The sequence below is a fragment of the Caballeronia sp. HLA56 genome (genome assembly GCF_054655155.1).
In genome coordinates this window covers 2279670-2296416 of record NZ_BAAHOB010000005.1, presented here as the reverse complement: position 1 = coordinate 2296416, position 16747 = coordinate 2279670, and the positions used below count along the sequence as shown (strand labels likewise).

The window sequence follows — 16747 nt, the reverse complement described above, 5'->3', positions numbered from 1 at the left end:
CAAGACGCAACTTCATGAAGCTCGCCGCGGGCACGCCGCTGCTGGTCGGCGTCAAAGGCCGCGCGGAGCCGGCCAGGTCGGTCTTGCCGGATCAGACCATGCAGAAACTGAGGTTCTCGAGCTATCTGTTCAGCGACGAAAGCTATGAGCACGTCGTCTATGTCAAAGGCACTGGACCCGATGTGATCGTCATGCACGAGCTTCCCGGGTTTGACGAACACACTGTTCGATTCATTGATCGATTGTCCGAAGCGGGTTTTCGCGTGCATGCCCCGCATTTGTTTGGCCCAATGCTTTGGGAAGCGCCTAATCTCAACTATGCGCGACTTTGCATCAGCAAGGAATTCGGTCATCTCAAAGCCAACCAGTCCGCACCCGTGTGTGACTGGCTGCGTGCGCTCGCGCGATCCCTCGGCGAGGAAAACCCGAGTGCGCGGATAGGCGTGATCGGCATGTGTCTTACTGGCGCCTTCGTCATTCCAATGGTCATCGAGCCGAATGTGCGAGCCGGCGTCGTTTCACAGCCGGCGATACCTTTGTCGTTGCGTTACTCGGTGTTTCGAACGGGCGAGGGCGAGTGGATGCATCAGGTCAATGTATCTGATGAAGACTTCCAGGCCGCGACACAGCGCAGCAAGCGCGACGCCGTGCCGCTCGTGATACAGCGTTTCACTCATGACCAGATCAGTCTTCACCCACGCGTCGAGCGCATCAAGCAAGCGTTCGGAGAAAATGCGACGCTTGATGAATACGCGGATCCGAGGCCGATGGATAACGAGCGCGACTTCCCACATGCCTTGTTGACGAAGGAATATGATCTCGCAAAGTTCGAGCAGGCCAATGAGGCTGACAATTCGACACGAATTGCCTTCACGAAAGTGGTCGACTTTCTCAGGCGAAACCTTTCCTCATCAACCGTGTGAGAGGCGCGCCGAGGGCATCTGTGGAGCTGGGCGTTAGTCGCGTTCGTCGCATTGGCTCCTCTAACGGTGAAACGTAGGGCCAGTATTGTCACGCGGTTGGTCGGTCTGATCACCGATGCCAGGCAAGCCAAGTCGATTCTTTCGGCAATCCAGGCAGACTGCGTCGCGCTGGGCCACACCTTCAATGACGATCCGCGCTGGCCGTGGCATGCCGCCGGGCTGCTCGGCGAAATCGAACAGATTCGTTATCCGCGCCAGTGTAAGCAGGGCGGCTGGAGTAGCCCCTTGAATCTCAGGACACGAGACACCCCTTAAAATAAGAGGGAATCTTGTGACTAGTTTCAAGCCTAGGCAAATTGTGGAAAGCATTGAAGTTCTGACCGAGCCGGAGCGCCGTCGTCGACGTTCGGTCCAGGAGAAGGTGGCCATCGTGCAGGAAACCCTGGAGCCGGGAGCAACGGTTTCAGCGGTTGCCCGGCGGCACGGGGTCAACCCAAACCAGGTGTTTGCGTGGCGCAAGCAATACGAGGAAGTCAGCCTGGCTGCGGTGAAGGCTGGAGAAGCCGTGGTACCCGCTTCGCAGTTGGCCACAGCGATGAAGGAAATCAGGGAACTGCAGCGTCTGCTTGGCAAGAAGACGCAGGAGGCAGAAATCCTGAAGGAAGCAGTCGAGTATGGCCGCTCAAAAAACTGGATTGCGCGCTCGCCCTTACTGCCCGGGGACGACCAATGAAAACGGTCTGCGATGTTCTCGGCGTGGCGCGCTCTGCTTTGGCAGTCAGAAAAGCCCGCTCTCCAGACTGGCAGGACGGCCGCCGCGCCCGACAGACCGACGACACGGAACTGGTCGCTGCAATCCACGAGCATGTGGCGGGCTTGCCGACTTATGGATACCGACGAGTCTGGGCATTGCTGCGACGTAGTCACGAATTGACCGGTGCGCCGTGCGTGAACGCCAAGCGGGTCTATCGCGTCATGCGTGACCATCAGTTGCTGCTCCGGCGCCTTGGCCAGCGACGCGATACCCGCCGACATGATGGACGCATTGCCGTTGACCAGAGTAACGTCCGCTGGTGCTCGGACGGCTTCGAGTTCCGTTGTGACGATGGCTCGCCGTTGCGCGTGACGTTCGCGCTGGACTGCCATGACCGGGAAGCTATTAGTTGGGCAGCGACTACTGGCGGCCATAGCGGCGACGTCGTGCGCGATGTGATGCTCGCAGCGGTCGAGCAACGCTTCGGCACGCCGCAGGCAGGCGCACCCATCGAATGGCTGTCGGACAACGGCTCTGCCTACATCGACCACCGTACGCGCAGCTTTGCCCGCGAGTTGGGTCTGGAACCGTTGACGACGCCTGTTCGTTCGCCGCAGAGTAACGGTATGGCCGAGTCGTTTGTGAAGACAATCAAGCACGATTACATTGCCTTTATGCATAAGCCTGATGTGCCAACAGCGCTCTCACATCTGGCTGGCGCCTTTGAGCATTACAACGAACGCCACCCGCATAAGGCACTGAAGTACCGTTCCCCCCGGGAGTTCCGGCGAACCTCTGCATCATCAACTTAACGGTGTCTGCGTGTCCTGAGTTACAGGGGCAACTCCAGTGGAACAGCCCCCTGAAAGACCGGACACAGTCTCCCACTTACAATAGCGGGTAGGCATAGACTGTGTATATGACTCACAACAAGAACGAAGTAATGGAAGTGTTGACGGGACCTGAGCGCCGACGGCGCTGGTCGGCTGATGAGAAGCTGGCGATGGTTCGGGAGACGTTCGAGCCCGGCAAGACAGTTTCGATGGTGGCTCGGCTGCACGGCGTCAATCCGAATCAGCCGTTTCAGTGGCGCAAGCTGCATCAGGACGGCAGCCTGTCGGCAGTGAGCGCTGGAGAAGAAGTTGTGCCGGCGTCCGAGTTGAGCGACGCACTGAAGCAGATCAAGGAGCTCCAGCGCCTGCTGGGCAAGAAGACCATGGAGAACGAGATTCTCCGGGAAGCCGTGGAGGTGATGAAGTCGCGAAAATGGATTGCGCGCTCACCCTCATTACCGGGGGACGGCCAGTGAAGCAGGTCTGTGACGTTCTCGGTGTAGCGCGCTCAAATGTGTCGGTAAAGCTCGCCCGGACTGCTGACTGGCAGGATGGCCGGCGCGCACGCAAAACGGATGATGCTGGCATTGTCGACGAAATCCGTTTGCTCGTTGCTGACTTGCCCAGCTACGGCTATCGACGCGTCTGGGGCCTGCTGCGAAGCGAGCGGGAATTGCGGTGTGAGGCTCCAGTGAATGCGAAACGTGTTTATCGCGTGATGCGCCAGCACGATTTGTTGCTTCACAGGAGGCCTGCGAGGCCGAGCATCGAGCGTCGGCATGAAGGTACGGTGGCGGTGCCCAGAAGCAATCAGCGATGGTGCTCTGACGGCTTCGAGTTTCGTTGCGACAACGGCGCGCCGCTGCGCGTGACGTTCGTACTCGATTGCTGTGACCGCGAAGCGATCAGCTGGGCAGCGACGACAGGCGGTCATAGCGGCGACGTTGTGCGCGATGTCATGCTGGCGGCTGTCGAACATCGTTTCGGGAACGTTCGCAAAGCGCCCGCGCAAATCGAATGGCTCAGCGACAACGGTTCGGGTTACATTGCCGAAAAGACCCGCGCGTTCGCTTCGGATATTGGTCTCAAGCCGTTGACCACGCCCGTATGCAGCCCGCAGAGCAATGGCATGGCAGAAAGCTTCGTCAAGACGATGAAGCGCGATTACGTTGCGTTCATGCCGAAGCCGGACGCGGCGACCGCCGTGCGCAATCTGGCCGTCGCATTCGAACACTACAACGGCAAACACCCGCATAGCGCGCTGAAATACCGCTCGCCGCGCGAGTTCCGACGTAAAGCCGATTCATCAACCTTGGTGTGAGATGGTGTCCGGAACTACGGGGGCAAATCCACGCAGTATTTTCATCTTCCAAGAACGATGCTTACGCTTAAGCGCTTTGGTGTGAGCAACGTTAGTGGTGCATATCCGCGATTCTGGGAGGCGCGGGACGCTTATTCCGTCTTGCGCGAAGTGCCAGCTCTAGTTTGGTATGTCATCCGCCCGATCTAGTATCAGTCCAGCCGGTGTCTGGCGGCACAGTTAAACAGGTTTGCTAGCAGTCGGACTGGTTGGCGCAACCAGCCGGCGTGGCGCAAACGTGTCTTGCCCACGCTTCCATCATTGGGCGGCGCAACTCTAGCAAATCGGTTCGGTGATAAGCCGCTTCAACCTTGTTCGCAACGGTATGAGCCAGCGCGCGTTCCACGAGGTCACGGGCGTAGCCGTTCTTGCTGGCCCAATCGCGGAAGCTGCTGTGGAATCCGTGCGCCGTGGCGATACGTCCAGGCGTGTCGCTCTTCGCACTGACGCGGCGCAGGAAGGACGTAAGAACAATATCGCTTAGAACCTTGCCGCGTGGCGAAGGGAATACAAGCATTACATGGAGCTTCTGCTCCTTCAACCGCCTGACGCGCGCCAGCGTCTGGAACGCGGACGTTGTCGTGATGAGAATCGAGCAAGGCGAACATAACGGCTGCAAAAGAAAAAGCCCTCAAACAATCAAGGGCTTGAAATTGTGGCGGAGAGGGACCGCCTGTATGCAGGCCAGCATGTTCCAACGAATTCCGCAATCCTTTATGAAAATCAAAGGGTTGTCTTCATTTTCCCCAAGCGATGCACTTCACGGAACACAAGCGATCGCCATTTCTCACGCGCGATCCAACCGGAAGTTCTCATCCGCGGGGAAAAGCCGCACTCCTAAGCGTACGTCCTTGAAAAATTTAGTCAAATTCGCATCACTCGATGCTGGAAAGACTAACCATCGACGGTACTCCGCGCTAAGGTTCACGCGCTGCAACTCCCTATCAACTCAAGGAATTGAAACATGAGCATCTTCGGTGACATCGTCAACAAGATTTTCCACAAGGCAAAGCCCGCCGAGCAAGCGCCCGCAGTCGAAGCGCAACCGGTCCCGGCTGATGTCGCACAAGCCGACGCGGCGCCGGCTCCTGCCGCACTGTCAGACATCGACGTGGCCGCCGTCATGGACAGCTTGGCGCGCGAAAGCGGCCAGACGCTCAACTGGCGCGTATCGATCGTCGATCTGATGAAACTTCTGCAAGTAGACAGCAGCCTCTACCATCGCAAGCAGTTGGCCGCCGAGCTGAAGTACAGCGGCGACACCAACGACTCGGCGACGATGAACATCTGGTTGCACAAGCAACTGATGCAGGCATTGGCTGCCAATGGTGGCAAGCTGCCGTCGGATATGCTCGCTTAAACGCAAGCAAAGGACAGTCAGCAGAACAAGCCCGCTATTGGAGTCATTTCCGATAGCGGGCTTTCTCTTAGGACAGACACGGGGAAAAGGGGGCGCCGTAAGAACGATGGCTACGACGGCAAGGCCAGGCCTCTAATAATGCTCGATTGAATCGCGCACATGGCAGGGCGGGGCCAACCGTGTATCCATCTCTTACGACATCCAGAAGAATAGTCGATCCTGCTCCGGTGTCGATATCGGATTAATCGTGTTTCTGCAAACGTTTCATCGTCAAATTGCCGAAGAAACGTACGCTCCGTGCTTACCGTTGCCGCGGCGCAGTCGCGAAAGCCTCGATCGGATCGCGCGACGCGGCCGCTTTTTCCTCGCGTTTCCTGGCTGATGACTCCGGTCGCGCGAACGCGGCGATAGGATCGGACTGGTTTGCGGTATCGACGTGCTGTGACGTATCCGCCACTTTTCGTTTTGGTGACACCGTCTTCGCCGCATGTTGCGGCGTGCTTTGTCGCGCGCCCGCCGTATTGCTAACCCATTCTTCGCTGTAGGTCGCGAAGGCCGACGATGCACAGGTCAACGCCAGGAATCCGAATGAAACAATAAGAGCGCTAAGTGTTCGCATGATTTCGTGATTGTTTTCCAATTGGCGGATGCACCATGACGCTGCCTGGTACGTGGACATGGGCGCGTAACGGTTGAAATCGTTGCAGTGAGAAGCCCCGCGCGTGCGGGGCTGTGAGTCGCTCGACTCGATACCGCGTGCTTTTGCTCGCGGTTAAGTCGCTTAGTGAGCGAGCATTGCTTGCGCAGCCTGCTCTGCGTCGAAATGCAATGCGGCGTTTGCCGCCTGTTCCTGCGCCATGAATTCACGCGCCGTCTGAACGCCCTTTTCAAAGGACGCGCGAGCCGTGTGCTCTTCGAGCGCGGCGATCAACGGCATCTGTTCTTCTGCGACGGAGTGGAGCAAGCTCAGGATGTCGCGACGCATGGTTTCCGGATACGAGCAAAAGTGTTCGAAGCCGCCCGGCGCTGCGACGATGTTGACGAGCGATGACAGCAGGCGCGCACGATTGGCGCAATGCTCGCCGATAGCCATGGAGTGGGAAGTGGTGACGCGGCCGTTGGAGTCGACGGAAACTTGCAGGTCCTTCATTATTGTGAGCCTCTTTATGGTTTGTAGGAGGTATGCATTTAAGCGACTCACGCTGCAAAAAACCTTCGGACATTTCTTAATCGTTGTGACGGAGACGATAATTAACGTTTGGTAGGTCCGATGGCGACCACGCCAGACCGTTCGCGAGTGTCGCGCCCAAGCCGCCAACAGTTATGGACGCTTTGTCCAGAAACGCGCGTGTCAGCGCGCCGCATGAATACGCGGCGCGCGGTTCTATGTCACGCACGACTACTGCTTCATCGTCCCAGTAGAATTCGCGCCCTTTGCGGGCGCCTGCGTCGCATCGGGCGCCATGCCCTTCTCGCGCTGTTGCATGAGCGTGCCGCTCCCCGCTGTGCCCGACGGCACGCCGCCCTGGGCCGAGTCGTTCATGTTCTTGCCCGGCGAGACGCCAGGTTGCACCTGCTGCATTTGGGAAGGACGCTGATTCAACTGATCGCGCGACATCTCCTGCGCCAGCGTGGCGGTGCTGACTAAGGCGATGAGAGCGCCGGCAATCAATGCGGTAGATTTCATGTTTGTCTCCTTGAAGTCCGGCGCGAGAGGTGCGCCGTGTGCCGACTTCATAAGCATCGCGCGTGCCGCGTCGAAACGGCGGCTTTCTTGTCTTAAATCATTCGCAAAGACTAGGATTTATGGACGGGCAAAAGCCGCTGTTGGTTCGTTACAATTCGTGGTCCAGAAGATCTGGAACGGATCGAAATCCGTTTCAATCAACAGAATGTTACGGAGTTTTCCATGTCGATTTCCCTGAACGAATTAATGGCATGGAGCGCACGCATGCCCGATCCATCGAGCGAAGAAGCGCGAATGCTTCAGACCATGATTGCGCGCCGCGATAGCGAATTGCGCTTGCGCATTGCCGATCTCATCTCGAAAATAAGTGAGCGTGAGAATTGGCGCTTGCATGTGTGCGCCGCGACTGCGCGACGTGTCGAGCAAACGCCTGCCGATGGTCTGGAAGCGGTTTATCAGTTTTTCGTCGGCCGAAACGAAGGCACCATCCGTGCCGATATACCAGCGCCCGAGCCGCTTCCGGAACCGCCGGTGAATACGCCGGTTGCCGTCGAAAACGTCAGTCGTCTGTCCGCGTCCACGCACGCTGCACCACCTTCGCTGGTACATGGCGTTGCGCCCATCGAACATTTGTATCGCCACATGTCCACGCTTGAGGCCAGCGTCGCCAAGACGCCCGGCATTACATGTGGCGTACAGGGCATTCGAATCATGCGCATGGTTGCTTTAATGTCCAAGGCACGGTCCGCGCAATTAGCCAAGTTGCGCATGAGTGGAACTCAGGCAATCTACCGCCATATGTGATTAGCGTCGCCGGAAGAGTCACGGCGTTTCACGGAATTGCATTCACGGAAACGTCACGAGTCACTCCTACGAGATACATGAGAAGCCTTGGCCTTTTCAAGGCGTCGATTGAATCTACCGACGCCTCGGCTATACTAAGTTTTCCGCAGTTCAATCGTATTGAAGATTAAAGCGTCACTGAGCGATGCATATTAGTGGCGTTTCAATCTTCAAGCTCGCAATTCATCGCGAAGCAATTTCAAGTCGCGAACTTCGAATACGGATCGCGTGACATCTGGCGATCGGAGCGAGGGGCAGCCGGGGAGTCAATGTGAAGAGTCTGCTCAGCAGAAGAGGCACCTTACTCGATAATGCGCCATCGTTTCTCTTACGGCCAAAAGCGCCTGATTCCTTTCGAATGCACGCCCCTCAGCCGCATGACGATGACGATGACACTGGTGCCGAGCCGCCTACCGTCGCCAATACATCCGCCGCGCAAGCAACGCGCGTCACGCCTCTTCGGCCGATAGGCGCATCGGCGCAGCAAGTCAATTCGCAAGCGTTGCAGGCTGCTCAAATAGCAGAAGTCGAATGGCTGATTCAGCAATCATCGTTATCGACGTTTCGCGCTTTTCAAAGTTTTGCGTTTTCGACCACTCTCCTGTTCTACCCGCGTGACCTGACGTACTATTCGGTGCTTTTCCACGACGACGCTGTGTGGCGAGTCCTGAAAGCAGAAGATGCCGATGCCGCTGAAGCCGCGTTCCGTCACTTCGTCGAGCAAGCCATGCGACTCGCCGAAGCCGAAATGCGGCGCGCATACCTGGAAGCACAGAACGAACAGTACACACGGTTGATTGCAGAATCCGAAGCGCAAGTCGAGCGTGTGCGGGTCGATCTGCAGCGTGGCAATAGTCAGGATCAGCAAGTCGCAGCCAGACAGCAGGAAATACGACGCGAGCTTGCTCAACTAGAAGGCCGGCGAGTCTCGGCACAGGTGCAGCTCAGCAAGCTTCAACGTCAGCTTCATCAACTCGAAACGACCTGCAACGAAGTCGTCCCGCACCTTCCGTCGCGTCGTTGAGTTGTTCCATAGTGGGGCAAAAAAAGAGTGCTGGCGGCAATAAGCTAAAATGGCGGTTTTGGCGGCTAGCTAATTTTTTCGGCATACTCGCCGCCGTATCGCGAAATGTAGGTGCTCAGCCCGCGTCCAGTGCTAGCTAGCCGTTTCATTTTCTCGACTGTCGTACGCCCCGGCGTGCAATAGTCGTATAAATAGGTCCCGCCGTTGACGAAGCGTATTTTTATGCCGTCGTGCAGGATTTCGAAAGCCGCAATGCCCGATTTGCCCGAAAGATTTGCATAAGGCTGCATGAGTAGTTTCCCGCATGCTGGATCTGGCGCGGCCGTGTGGCCGTGTAATGCGAGTCCGACAGCGCGCGTGATCCTAAAGTATTGCCGGCGTCAGCCGTTATCGATTTCATGCAACCGCCGCGGCCGGGGCCGACAGAGTGTCATGGATAAAGATCAGATACCGTTTCTGGATTCGAGCGATCCACACTTCGAACACGCTCGTGCGTTGAGCCTGTCGGTCGGAGCCATCCGGCGTGCACAAGGCAAATGCAATCCCAACGACTTCCCCGTGGGCTCGCTCGAATGGCATTTCGCCATCGAAGACTTCGCCGGCGATGTCCTGAAGGCGCTGATGGGCGAGACCGAAGGCGTCGACGTCCACGTCAGCGAGCGCCGCCGCGACTAGGCGGCTCGCCGAAATCCGTCCGCCCCTCAGAGCTTGACGCCGCCCGCCTCGGGCGCGTCGACGCCGGATGGCGGGATCGCGCCCGTCGGACTCACATCGTCCGGCCGCGTCTCATTGGTCCAATAAGGCTCTCGTCCGTAGTGCTGATGCACCGTGGTCGCCCAGACGCGGTCGGCCATGGAAGGCCACGCATCCTTGTCGAAACCGGGCGAGCTGCGCACTTCCTCGGCAGTCGCGGTTAGCCGAAAGCAGCGATTGTCGGTATCCAGCGTCAGCGCGCTCCACGGAATGGCCAGCAGTTTGTTGCCAATGCCAAGAAAGCCCCCGCTCGACAGCACCGCATACGCAATACGTCCGCTGCTCACATCCAGCATGATTTCCTTCAGCGAGCCGACGTCGTGACCGTCGCTCGACAACACCGAATTTCCATCGAGCGTACTCGCGGCCATCACGTCCGGGCCAGGTCCGGCGGCGGTCGCGGCGCCTTTGCCTATGATCGTCGCGCCGCCTGAGGCGGGTTCCATCGGTTGGTTCATGATTCGCTCCTTACGCGTGAAAAACGTTGCGCGGTGTCGGTTTTCAAAGGTGCATGAGCCGCTCTTTTTCTTCAACTAAGAAGCAACGTTCGTTCCCATCGATGCCTGTTCGAATGCGCGCTAATGGCGTCTGCTAAGCTCGGGCTTCTTTTCCCCGATGCCTCCTTAGCCCATGATCGATGTCGAGGAACTGCTTGCGGTTGCCTATAAGAAGGAACGTGAACGGAGCCGCCGGCTGTCCAAAGGCGCTTCGTTGTCCGAGCACGAAGCGCTCATCAGGACGATGACGAAAGTCGCCGGTTCGCAAAGCCTCGCCGATTTGATCGCGACGCGACGTGCAGCGCAGCGGAAGTTCGCCGATGCCGTACGAACGCGCGAGGCCGAGCGTGCGAGCCGCGCGAACCGGAAACCCGTGGTCACCGATGCGCCCGCCTGGCGCGGCTGGTTCGACGGCTCCGCGCTGCCGAATCCGGGGCGCGTCGGCATTGGCGCGGTATTGCAGAGCCCGCAAGGCGAGGTCGTCGAAATCAGCGCGGAAGCGGGACGCGGCGACAGCAGCGTTGCCGAATATCGCGCGCTCATCGCGCTATTGGAAGCCGCCTTGCGCGAAGGCGCGACGGAGATCGCGATTCACGGCGACAGCCGCGTCGTGATCGACGATATGCACGCCAGCGAAGGCGCGGGCATTCGCTCCCTGACTCATTTTGCGCGCGAGGCGCGTGCGCTCATCGCCCGGATCGGCGCGGTCCGCCTCACGTGGATTCCGCGCGAACGGAATGCGAGCGCGGACGTGCTGTCGCGTCGGGCGCTCGACGGAGCGTCGATTCAAATGGACACGCACGACGCTCAGCCGAGCTCGCGCACGTCCGCTATGGCCGCGCTGCCGAACGCATCGCTCAACAAGTAGGCGATCAGCTTCTCGGACGATTGTCGCGGCGTCGCGAGCTGACCGTCGCGCTTGAGGGCATCGAAACGTTCTCGCAGCGGAAAGCGTTCGAGTCCGGTCGAGCGGATTTCGGCCTGCATGTCCGTATCGACGACACCCGGCGCGACGCTGCAAATGCGCAGCGTGCGATCCCCGGCTTGCTCCGAATCCAGTGCGACCGCGCGCGCGTGATGATCGAGCGCGGCCTTGGTCGCGCAGTACACGCTCCAACCGGGATAGGCGTTGCGCGCCGCGCCGCTCGAAATATGCGCAATGCGTTTGTCCGTAACGTGCCCAGCCTGTGCGGCGAAGGCTGCGGCGAACATCAGCGGAGCGGCAACGTTGACGCTGACCGCGCGCGCGATGGTCGCGGCGTTCTGATCCGCGAGCGCGCCGATCGGTGCCAGCATGCCCGCATTGTTGACGAGGAGCGCCTGGTCCGCGTCGCCGATGAACGCGCGCAATGCGTCGCCTTCCAGCCAGCGGCCGAGGGCATCCAAGTCGGTCAAATCCAGTTCCACCTCTTCGAGCTTGCCGGAATAGCGCGCGGCGAGCGCGGCGTTTGTGTTGCGCGAGAGGGCGAGAAGCCGAATGTCTCGCGCGAGCAGCGTTTCGGCGAGCGCCGCGCCAAGGCCGCGCGTGTGGCCCGTCACGATTGCGATGGTGTTTTTCGACATGGGGCGTGATCCGGTTGTCCGTGAGCGCCTCGATTCTAGCGGCAAGCAACACGGGTCGCTGACTATGCTGAAGAGGGCGAAATCCGCAACCTCAATAAAGCAGAAAAAAGCGCGTTCGTTGGTTCAAGGTCACAGAGGGCTTTGCTGACGCTTTTCGACCTGACAACCTCGATTGCAGAATCGACAATCGCTCTCAGAATCAAAACGAACTATCGGAGCTATTCATGCCAATCCGTCCGCGAAACTGCCGCGATACTTCTTCGGCCGTCGATGCTGGCCCGACGCCATCGAGCGCGCTGTTCGGCGTCCAGGCGGCGGTGGCAACCATCATCGCAGTCGTCGGGACGCCGTCGGCGGCCTGGGCGCAAAGTTCGGTGCAGCTCTATGGCGAAATCGACACCGGCGTGGCTTATGTCAGCAACGTGGGCGGGAAGTCGCAGTATCGGCTGACGAGCGGCACGATCGATGGCAGCTATTGGGGGCTGCAAGGCTCGGAGGACCTCGGCGGCGGCGCGCGCGCCATCTTCCGGCTGGAGCGCGGGTTCTCGTCGGTATCGGGAGAGGGCTTGAACGATCATCCGATGTACGTCGGACTCGGCACCGACACGCTCGGCACGGTGACGTTCGGGCATCAATACGATTCTATCCACGATTACCTCGCGCCATTCACGTTGACAGGTGGCACTGGCGGCACCGCGTTCGCCCATTTGCTCGATAACGACAACGCCAACAATTCGTACCTTGCCGCGAATTCCGTGAAGTACACGAGCGCTTCCTATGGCGGCCTGAGCTTCGGCGGGTTGTACGCGTTCTCTAATGCCGCCGGCCAGTTTGCGGAGAATCGCGCGTACAGCATCGGCGCGAACTATTCGCTCGGGTCGTTCAGCGCGGGCGCTGCCTATCTGCATAACAACGGACGCGGCGACACCACGAGCGGCGCGTACGACGCATTGGCGCTTCCCGGCGCGGCCAGCACGGTCTACTCGGCGAACGTTCAGCAGCAGAATACTTTCGGCGTGGGCGCAAACTATGAACTCGGTGCGGTCACGCTGGGCGGCGCCTTTTCACGCACCGTCAATTCTGGCGTAACCGATGCCGACACCGGCAACGTCATGCCATCGCTCGGGCTGAACAACTACGAGATCAACGGCATTTACAAGCTCACGCAGTCCATTGCGATAGCGGGCATGTATGTTTATACCAGCGGCGGCGGTGCGCACTGGCATGAGGGCGCGCTGCAGGTGGATTATCTGCTGTCGAAACGCACCGATGTTTATCTCGAATCGATTTACCAGAGATCATCGTCGCAGGCGCCAGCGGTGGTTTATGGCAATGATCCGTCGAGCGGCCGAAATCAGTTGATGTTCACGACGGGAATTCGGCATCGTTTTTAAATGTGGTGCTGCACATTTTTACGTAATTCGAACGATTATTACGCTCGTAATTGCGATGCTGTTTATGACATCGCAAAGTCTTGTTTCCCCAAGGATTCATGGCGATATGCGCAATTAAAATTGCAGCGGTTGTCGTGCAGCGCGAGATTGGCAAGAGAATGTCGTGCAATCCGCCGTTGGTCTGCCATGCAATACCGGTGCGTCGGAGTTTTGTCGGCATCCGCTGCGGCGACTCGCGCAATAGCCTGTTTCTCAATTTCCCCCATGATCCACATCGCGGATTTGCGATAATCACCCATTTTCCCGCTCGAACTCGCCTTACAGTTATTTGACTTTTTCCTGATCACCCTTTGAAGCGACGTTTCTCGCGCCGCTGATTCGCCCATCGTTGTTCAAGGATTTATCGATGATTACTCGCCCGCCCGGCACGTCTGAGACGCGCTCGTTCACCACGGTTTTTTTGATCGAGATGTGGGAGCGTTTTGGTTATTACGGCATGGCTGCGTTGCTCGTACTGTTCATGATTGACAAGATTGGTTTCGCCGACGAGCACGCCAATCTCACATGGGGCGCATTTACCGCGCTGGTTTTCTCCGCGCCGTCCATAGGCGGCTGGATTGGCGATAAAGTGCTCGGCGCGCGGCGCACGATGACGCTTGGCGCAATCGTGCTTGCGCTCGGTTATTTCATGCTGGCGCTGCCATACGACGCGCTCGGGTTCATGTATGCGTCGCTTGGCGTGATCGTCGTCGGTAATGGGCTTTTCAAATCGAATGCGGCGAATCTCGTGCGACGTATTTACGAAGGCGATATCGCACGTATCGACAGTGCGTTCACCATTTACTACATGGCGGTGAATATCGGCTCGACCTTCTCGATGCTCGCCACGCCGTGGATCAAAGATCATTGGGGCTGGCACGCGGCTTTTGCGGTGTGCTGCGGCGGCATGCTGCTCGGACTTCTGAATTTTGCGCTGATGCGACGCACGCTCGCGCATATCGGCTCGGCGCCCGACGAAGCGCCTTTGAACTGGAGGCGCTTGTTCGCGGTCATCGGCGGCGGCGTGATGTTGGCGCTGGCAACAGTGTTCATCCTGCAGCACAAGGCCGTGGCCGTGACGTGCGTGTATGGCGCGGGCGTCGCGATTCTCGCGATCTTCGGCTACATGCTGAGCGTGTGCGATCGTAGCGAGCGCGCGGGACTCGTCGCCGCGCTGATCCTCGTGTTTCAGGTCATCCTGTTCTTCGTGTTCTATCAGCAGATGTCGACGTCGCTCACGCTGTTCGCCCTGCGCAATGTCGATCCTTCGTTTTCCATTGCAGGCCAGCATCTCTTCAGTTGGAGCGCGGCGCAGTTTCAGGCGCTCAATCCGATCTGGATCATGCTGCTGAGTCCAATGCTCGCGCTGGCGTATACGCGCCTCGGGCGTAGCGGCCGCGACATTTCCGTTGCGGCGAAGTACGCCCTTGGCTTTGTCGTCGTGGCAATAGGCTTTTTCGTCTTCGGATTGAGCGGGCGCTACGCGGTGGAAGGGCGCGTGTCGTCGTGGTTCATGGTGGCGGGGTACGGACTCTACTCGCTCGGCGAGTTGCTGGTGTCGGGCCTTGGTCTCGCGATGATCGCGCGTTACGTGCCGGCGCGCATGAGCGGCTTCATGATGGGCGCGTATTTCGTGGCGACGGGCGTGTCGCAGTATCTCGGCAGCGTGGTCGCCAATCTGGCGCGCATGCCGAATGGCAATCTCGATGCGGTGCAGTCGTTGCCGCTTTATACGCATCTGTTCTTCGGACTGGGATGGCTTGCGACGGCCGGCGCGGCCATCGCATTCATCTTGCTGCCATTGCTCAATAAACTTTCGCGGGAGCACCATCGAGCGTTGCAGTCTGGCGAAGAAACGCACGCAAGCGAAACACTTCTGCGTGTTTCATCGACTTGATGAAAACTCCGTTTGACGTAGCGAGCAAATTGCGCCTATAATTCAATTCTTCAGACGCGGGGTGGAGCAGTCTGGCAGCTCGTCGGGCTCATAACCCGAAGGTCGTAGGTTCAAATCCTACCCCCGCAACCAAGTTTCAAAGCAAAGAGCCCGGTTAAAGCCGGGCTCTTTGCTTTTGTGCGTTTGTTTGGCTTTTGTGCGCCGTTATCCTGATTGCAAGGCAAAACCAAAACACAATTCCGCGTCGAAAAATTCTTTTCCGACAAGCACGAAAAGCCTGCATGAGCATTAACTCATGCAGGCTTTGTGCATTCTTGCCAGCCGTTGTCCGAAGGACGCACGTCGAGTGCGCGTACCACCCGCGAGCTTTCGCACCGATGACCAGACGGCCACTCAAAAGCGAAACCGCGACTAATCAGACTCAGGCTATGACCGGCTATCGGGCCGCTGTACCAGACAACTCAAACGACTCCAAATAGCTTTGATGCAGGCGAGGGCTCAAGCCCCACGTCGATCAATAGAATTTCTTCGGCAATTGCGCGCGACGGATCTGCTTGCGCAGGCGAGCGACAGCAGCAGCTTTCTTGCGCTTGCGCTCGGTGGTCGGCTTTTCATACGCCATGCGCGACTTGAGTTCTTGAATCAGGCCCGTGCGCTCGACGGTACGGCGAAAACGGCGCATGGCGACGTCGAAAGGCTCATTCTCTTTCAGCAGTACTTTTGTCATTGAATTCTCGGTTGATCTGGCCCTGCCAGAATTTAGGGCAAAGCGCAATTGTACACTTTTTGAGAGCCGGCCTGCATCCTCTTTCCACACGGACATGCTTGGCGGCGGCTCGGGATGTTCATCGTAGGTCGTTGAATCAAGACGACAATCCCGGAATACCCGGGTTCGCGGAGTCAGAATCCGCGCGAGCGTGAAGGGCGCGGCGATGGCACGATCTCACGCGCTTCGGGCTGCTCGATCACCACATCCGACGTCGCAAGCGCCACGCACGGCAGAACCCAGCGTTCGGCTTTTTCTTCCGCCGTGAGCCCTGGCCACTCTATTCGATACCGCACGTCGCCTTCGATCAGGCGGCACATGCACGCGCGGCACGTGCCGTTACGGCAGGAACTCGGCAGCGCCACGCGTGCCTTTTGCGCGGCTTCGAGCAGCGAGACGTTTTCATCGACCGAGACGACGAACCCGGCCGGCTCGACGCGCATTACGAACGCGCTCAAGTGCGCACCTCGACATTCGCGCGGCCATGGGTGAGGTCGCGTAATTCGGCGGCAGCGGGTTCGCGTGCGACGGCCGCCATCTTGACGACGAGCCGCACGCGCATGCCGTAGGCGCTTTCCACGAGTTCGGCGGCGTTCTGTTCGATCCAGCGTCGCACGCGCGCTTCATCGGCGTAATCGATGTCGATCTCGACGACTCCTTGCTCGATGCGCTCCACACGCTCGGCCAGTTGCATGGCGCTGGCGATGGCATCGGTGTAGGCGCGCACGAGCCCGCCCGCGCCGAGCTTGATGCCGCCGTAATAGCGCACGACGGCGGCGAGCACGCCATCGACTTCGTGATGGCGCAGCACTTCGAGAATCGGGCGGCCTGCCGTACCAGATGGCTCGCCGTCGTCGGACATGCCCGACTGGCCGCCCGCCAAGAGCGCCCAGCAGACATGCGTCGCCGATGGGTGCTCCGCGCGCAGCCGTTCGAGTTCGCGCATGGCCGCGTCGCGGTCGGCGACGGGAATCGCGAGCGCGATGAAGCGGCTTTTGCGGATATCGATGTCAGCGCTGACGGCGGAGGCGAGTGTGTAGGTCGGCAAGGCGTG

22 protein-coding genes and 1 tRNA gene are annotated in these 16747 nt (G+C 58.9%); 12 read left to right on the top strand and 11 right to left on the bottom strand.

Features of this window, described 5'->3' with window-relative positions; genetic code table 11:
- Positions 1-14 precede the first annotated feature (14 nt).
- The 4 genes from ACYQ47_RS30360 to ACYQ47_RS30345 all read left to right on the top strand — a co-directional run bounded on the left by ACYQ47_RS30360 (position 15) and on the right by ACYQ47_RS30345 (position 3831).
- A complete protein-coding gene (locus ACYQ47_RS30360) occupies positions 15-923 on the top strand; it encodes a dienelactone hydrolase family protein (protein ID WP_459908429.1) in 909 nt (302 codons plus the stop codon).
- Between the two features lie 96 nt (positions 924-1019).
- Entirely contained in the window at positions 1020-1238 is a 219-nt protein-coding gene (locus tag ACYQ47_RS30355; protein ID WP_459908427.1) for a hypothetical protein, read from the top strand.
- A 52-nt stretch (positions 1239-1290) separates the two neighbouring features.
- Positions 1291-2489 (top strand): IS3 family transposase gene (locus tag ACYQ47_RS30350; RefSeq protein ID WP_459909376.1). Its coding sequence is split into 2 segments (ribosomal slippage): positions 1291-1606 and positions 1606-2489, totalling 1200 coding nucleotides; the frame shifts between segments, so codons are not numbered across the junction.
- Between the two features lie 131 nt (positions 2490-2620).
- Positions 2621-3831 (top strand): IS3 family transposase gene (locus tag ACYQ47_RS30345; protein WP_459909386.1). Its coding sequence is split into 2 segments (ribosomal slippage): positions 2621-2939 and positions 2939-3831, totalling 1212 coding nucleotides; the frame shifts between segments, so codons are not numbered across the junction.
- Positions 3832-4063: 232 nt separating this feature from the next.
- Here ACYQ47_RS30345 and ACYQ47_RS30340 read toward each other — a convergent pair.
- On the bottom strand, positions 4064-4387 hold the full coding sequence (locus ACYQ47_RS30340; protein WP_459908425.1) for a tyrosine-type recombinase/integrase: 324 nt from the start codon (positions 4385-4387) through the stop codon (positions 4064-4066).
- A 447-nt stretch (positions 4388-4834) separates the two neighbouring features.
- Between ACYQ47_RS30340 and ACYQ47_RS30335 the strand changes: the two genes are divergently transcribed.
- The gene (locus ACYQ47_RS30335; protein WP_459908423.1) at positions 4835-5230 is read left to right on the top strand and encodes a DUF3597 domain-containing protein; all 396 of its coding nucleotides are present in this window, start codon (positions 4835-4837) and stop codon (positions 5228-5230) included.
- A 301-nt stretch (positions 5231-5531) separates the two neighbouring features.
- Here ACYQ47_RS30335 and ACYQ47_RS30330 read toward each other — a convergent pair whose 3' ends face one another.
- The 3 genes from ACYQ47_RS30330 to ACYQ47_RS30320 all read right to left on the bottom strand — a co-directional run bounded on the left by ACYQ47_RS30330 (position 5532) and on the right by ACYQ47_RS30320 (position 6917).
- Positions 5532-5909, bottom strand: a complete 378-nt coding sequence (locus ACYQ47_RS30330; protein ID WP_250492185.1) for a hypothetical protein — start codon at positions 5907-5909, stop codon at positions 5532-5534.
- Positions 5910-6011: 102 nt separating this feature from the next.
- Positions 6012-6431, bottom strand: a complete 420-nt coding sequence (locus ACYQ47_RS30325) for a hypothetical protein (RefSeq protein WP_459908421.1) — start codon at positions 6429-6431, stop codon at positions 6012-6014.
- A gap of 198 nt (positions 6432-6629) precedes the next feature.
- A complete protein-coding gene (locus tag ACYQ47_RS30320; RefSeq protein ID WP_250464371.1) occupies positions 6630-6917 on the bottom strand; it encodes a hypothetical protein in 288 nt (95 codons plus the stop codon).
- Between the two features lie 222 nt (positions 6918-7139).
- Between ACYQ47_RS30320 and ACYQ47_RS30315 the strand changes: the two genes are divergently transcribed.
- Entirely contained in the window at positions 7140-7721 is a 582-nt protein-coding gene (locus ACYQ47_RS30315; protein WP_459908419.1) for a hypothetical protein, read from the top strand.
- Positions 7722-8118: 397 nt separating this feature from the next.
- Positions 8119-8784, top strand: a complete 666-nt coding sequence (locus ACYQ47_RS30310; RefSeq protein ID WP_459908417.1) for a DUF2968 domain-containing protein — start codon at positions 8119-8121, stop codon at positions 8782-8784.
- A gap of 65 nt (positions 8785-8849) precedes the next feature.
- Here ACYQ47_RS30310 and ACYQ47_RS30305 read toward each other — a convergent pair whose 3' ends face one another.
- Positions 8850-9074 carry a hypothetical protein gene (locus tag ACYQ47_RS30305; protein WP_244827645.1) on the bottom strand — a complete coding sequence of 75 codons (225 nt, stop codon included), beginning with the start codon at positions 9072-9074 and terminating at the stop codon, positions 8850-8852.
- A 142-nt stretch (positions 9075-9216) separates the two neighbouring features.
- Here ACYQ47_RS30305 and ACYQ47_RS30300 point away from each other — a divergent pair, with 142 nt between their 5' ends.
- Positions 9217-9459, top strand: coding sequence for a hypothetical protein (locus ACYQ47_RS30300; RefSeq protein ID WP_459908415.1), 243 nt, complete (start codon positions 9217-9219; stop codon positions 9457-9459).
- 26 nt (positions 9460-9485) lie between these two features.
- On the opposite strand, the gene ACYQ47_RS30295 is transcribed toward ACYQ47_RS30300, so the two are convergent.
- A complete protein-coding gene (locus ACYQ47_RS30295; RefSeq protein WP_244827647.1) occupies positions 9486-9995 on the bottom strand; it encodes a PRC-barrel domain-containing protein in 510 nt (169 codons plus the stop codon).
- A gap of 172 nt (positions 9996-10167) precedes the next feature.
- Between ACYQ47_RS30295 and ACYQ47_RS30290 the strand changes: the two genes are divergently transcribed.
- Positions 10168-10902: a ribonuclease HI family protein gene (locus tag ACYQ47_RS30290; protein ID WP_459908413.1), complete on the top strand. Its 735-nt coding sequence runs from the start codon at positions 10168-10170 to the stop codon at positions 10900-10902.
- On the opposite strand, the gene ACYQ47_RS30285 is transcribed toward ACYQ47_RS30290, so the two are convergent.
- Complete coding sequence (locus ACYQ47_RS30285; protein WP_459908411.1) at positions 10842-11597, bottom strand: SDR family oxidoreductase; 756 nt, start codon at positions 11595-11597, stop codon at positions 10842-10844. The genes ACYQ47_RS30290 and ACYQ47_RS30285 overlap by 61 nt on opposite strands.
- A gap of 224 nt (positions 11598-11821) precedes the next feature.
- Here ACYQ47_RS30285 and ACYQ47_RS30280 point away from each other — a divergent pair, with 224 nt between their 5' ends.
- Entirely contained in the window at positions 11822-12991 is a 1170-nt protein-coding gene (locus ACYQ47_RS30280; RefSeq protein WP_459908409.1) for a porin, read from the top strand.
- 62 nt (positions 12992-13053) lie between these two features.
- On the opposite strand, the gene ACYQ47_RS30275 is transcribed toward ACYQ47_RS30280, so the two are convergent.
- On the bottom strand, positions 13054-13290 hold the full coding sequence (locus tag ACYQ47_RS30275) for a hypothetical protein (protein ID WP_459908407.1): 237 nt from the start codon (positions 13288-13290) through the stop codon (positions 13054-13056).
- Positions 13291-13397: 107 nt separating this feature from the next.
- Between ACYQ47_RS30275 and ACYQ47_RS30270 the strand changes: the two genes are divergently transcribed.
- Together ACYQ47_RS30270 and ACYQ47_RS30265 are read left to right on the top strand one after the other, a co-directional pair.
- The gene (locus tag ACYQ47_RS30270) at positions 13398-14927 is read left to right on the top strand and encodes a peptide MFS transporter (RefSeq protein ID WP_250492196.1); all 1530 of its coding nucleotides are present in this window, start codon (positions 13398-13400) and stop codon (positions 14925-14927) included.
- Between the two features lie 55 nt (positions 14928-14982).
- Positions 14983-15059 (top strand) — tRNA-Met (locus ACYQ47_RS30265).
- A 382-nt stretch (positions 15060-15441) separates the two neighbouring features.
- Here the strand turns inward: ACYQ47_RS30265 and rpsU are convergent.
- From rpsU to ACYQ47_RS30250, 3 genes are all read right to left on the bottom strand, one after another.
- Complete coding sequence (gene rpsU / locus ACYQ47_RS30260) at positions 15442-15654, bottom strand: 30S ribosomal protein S21 (protein ID WP_006999077.1); 213 nt, start codon at positions 15652-15654, stop codon at positions 15442-15444.
- Positions 15655-15827: 173 nt separating this feature from the next.
- Positions 15828-16136, bottom strand: coding sequence for a 2Fe-2S iron-sulfur cluster-binding protein (locus ACYQ47_RS30255; protein ID WP_459909383.1), 309 nt, complete (start codon positions 16134-16136; stop codon positions 15828-15830).
- A gap of 11 nt (positions 16137-16147) precedes the next feature.
- On the bottom strand, positions 16148-16741 hold the full coding sequence (locus ACYQ47_RS30250; RefSeq protein WP_459908405.1) for an IMPACT family protein: 594 nt from the start codon (positions 16739-16741) through the stop codon (positions 16148-16150).
- Positions 16742-16747: the final 6 nt, after the last annotated feature.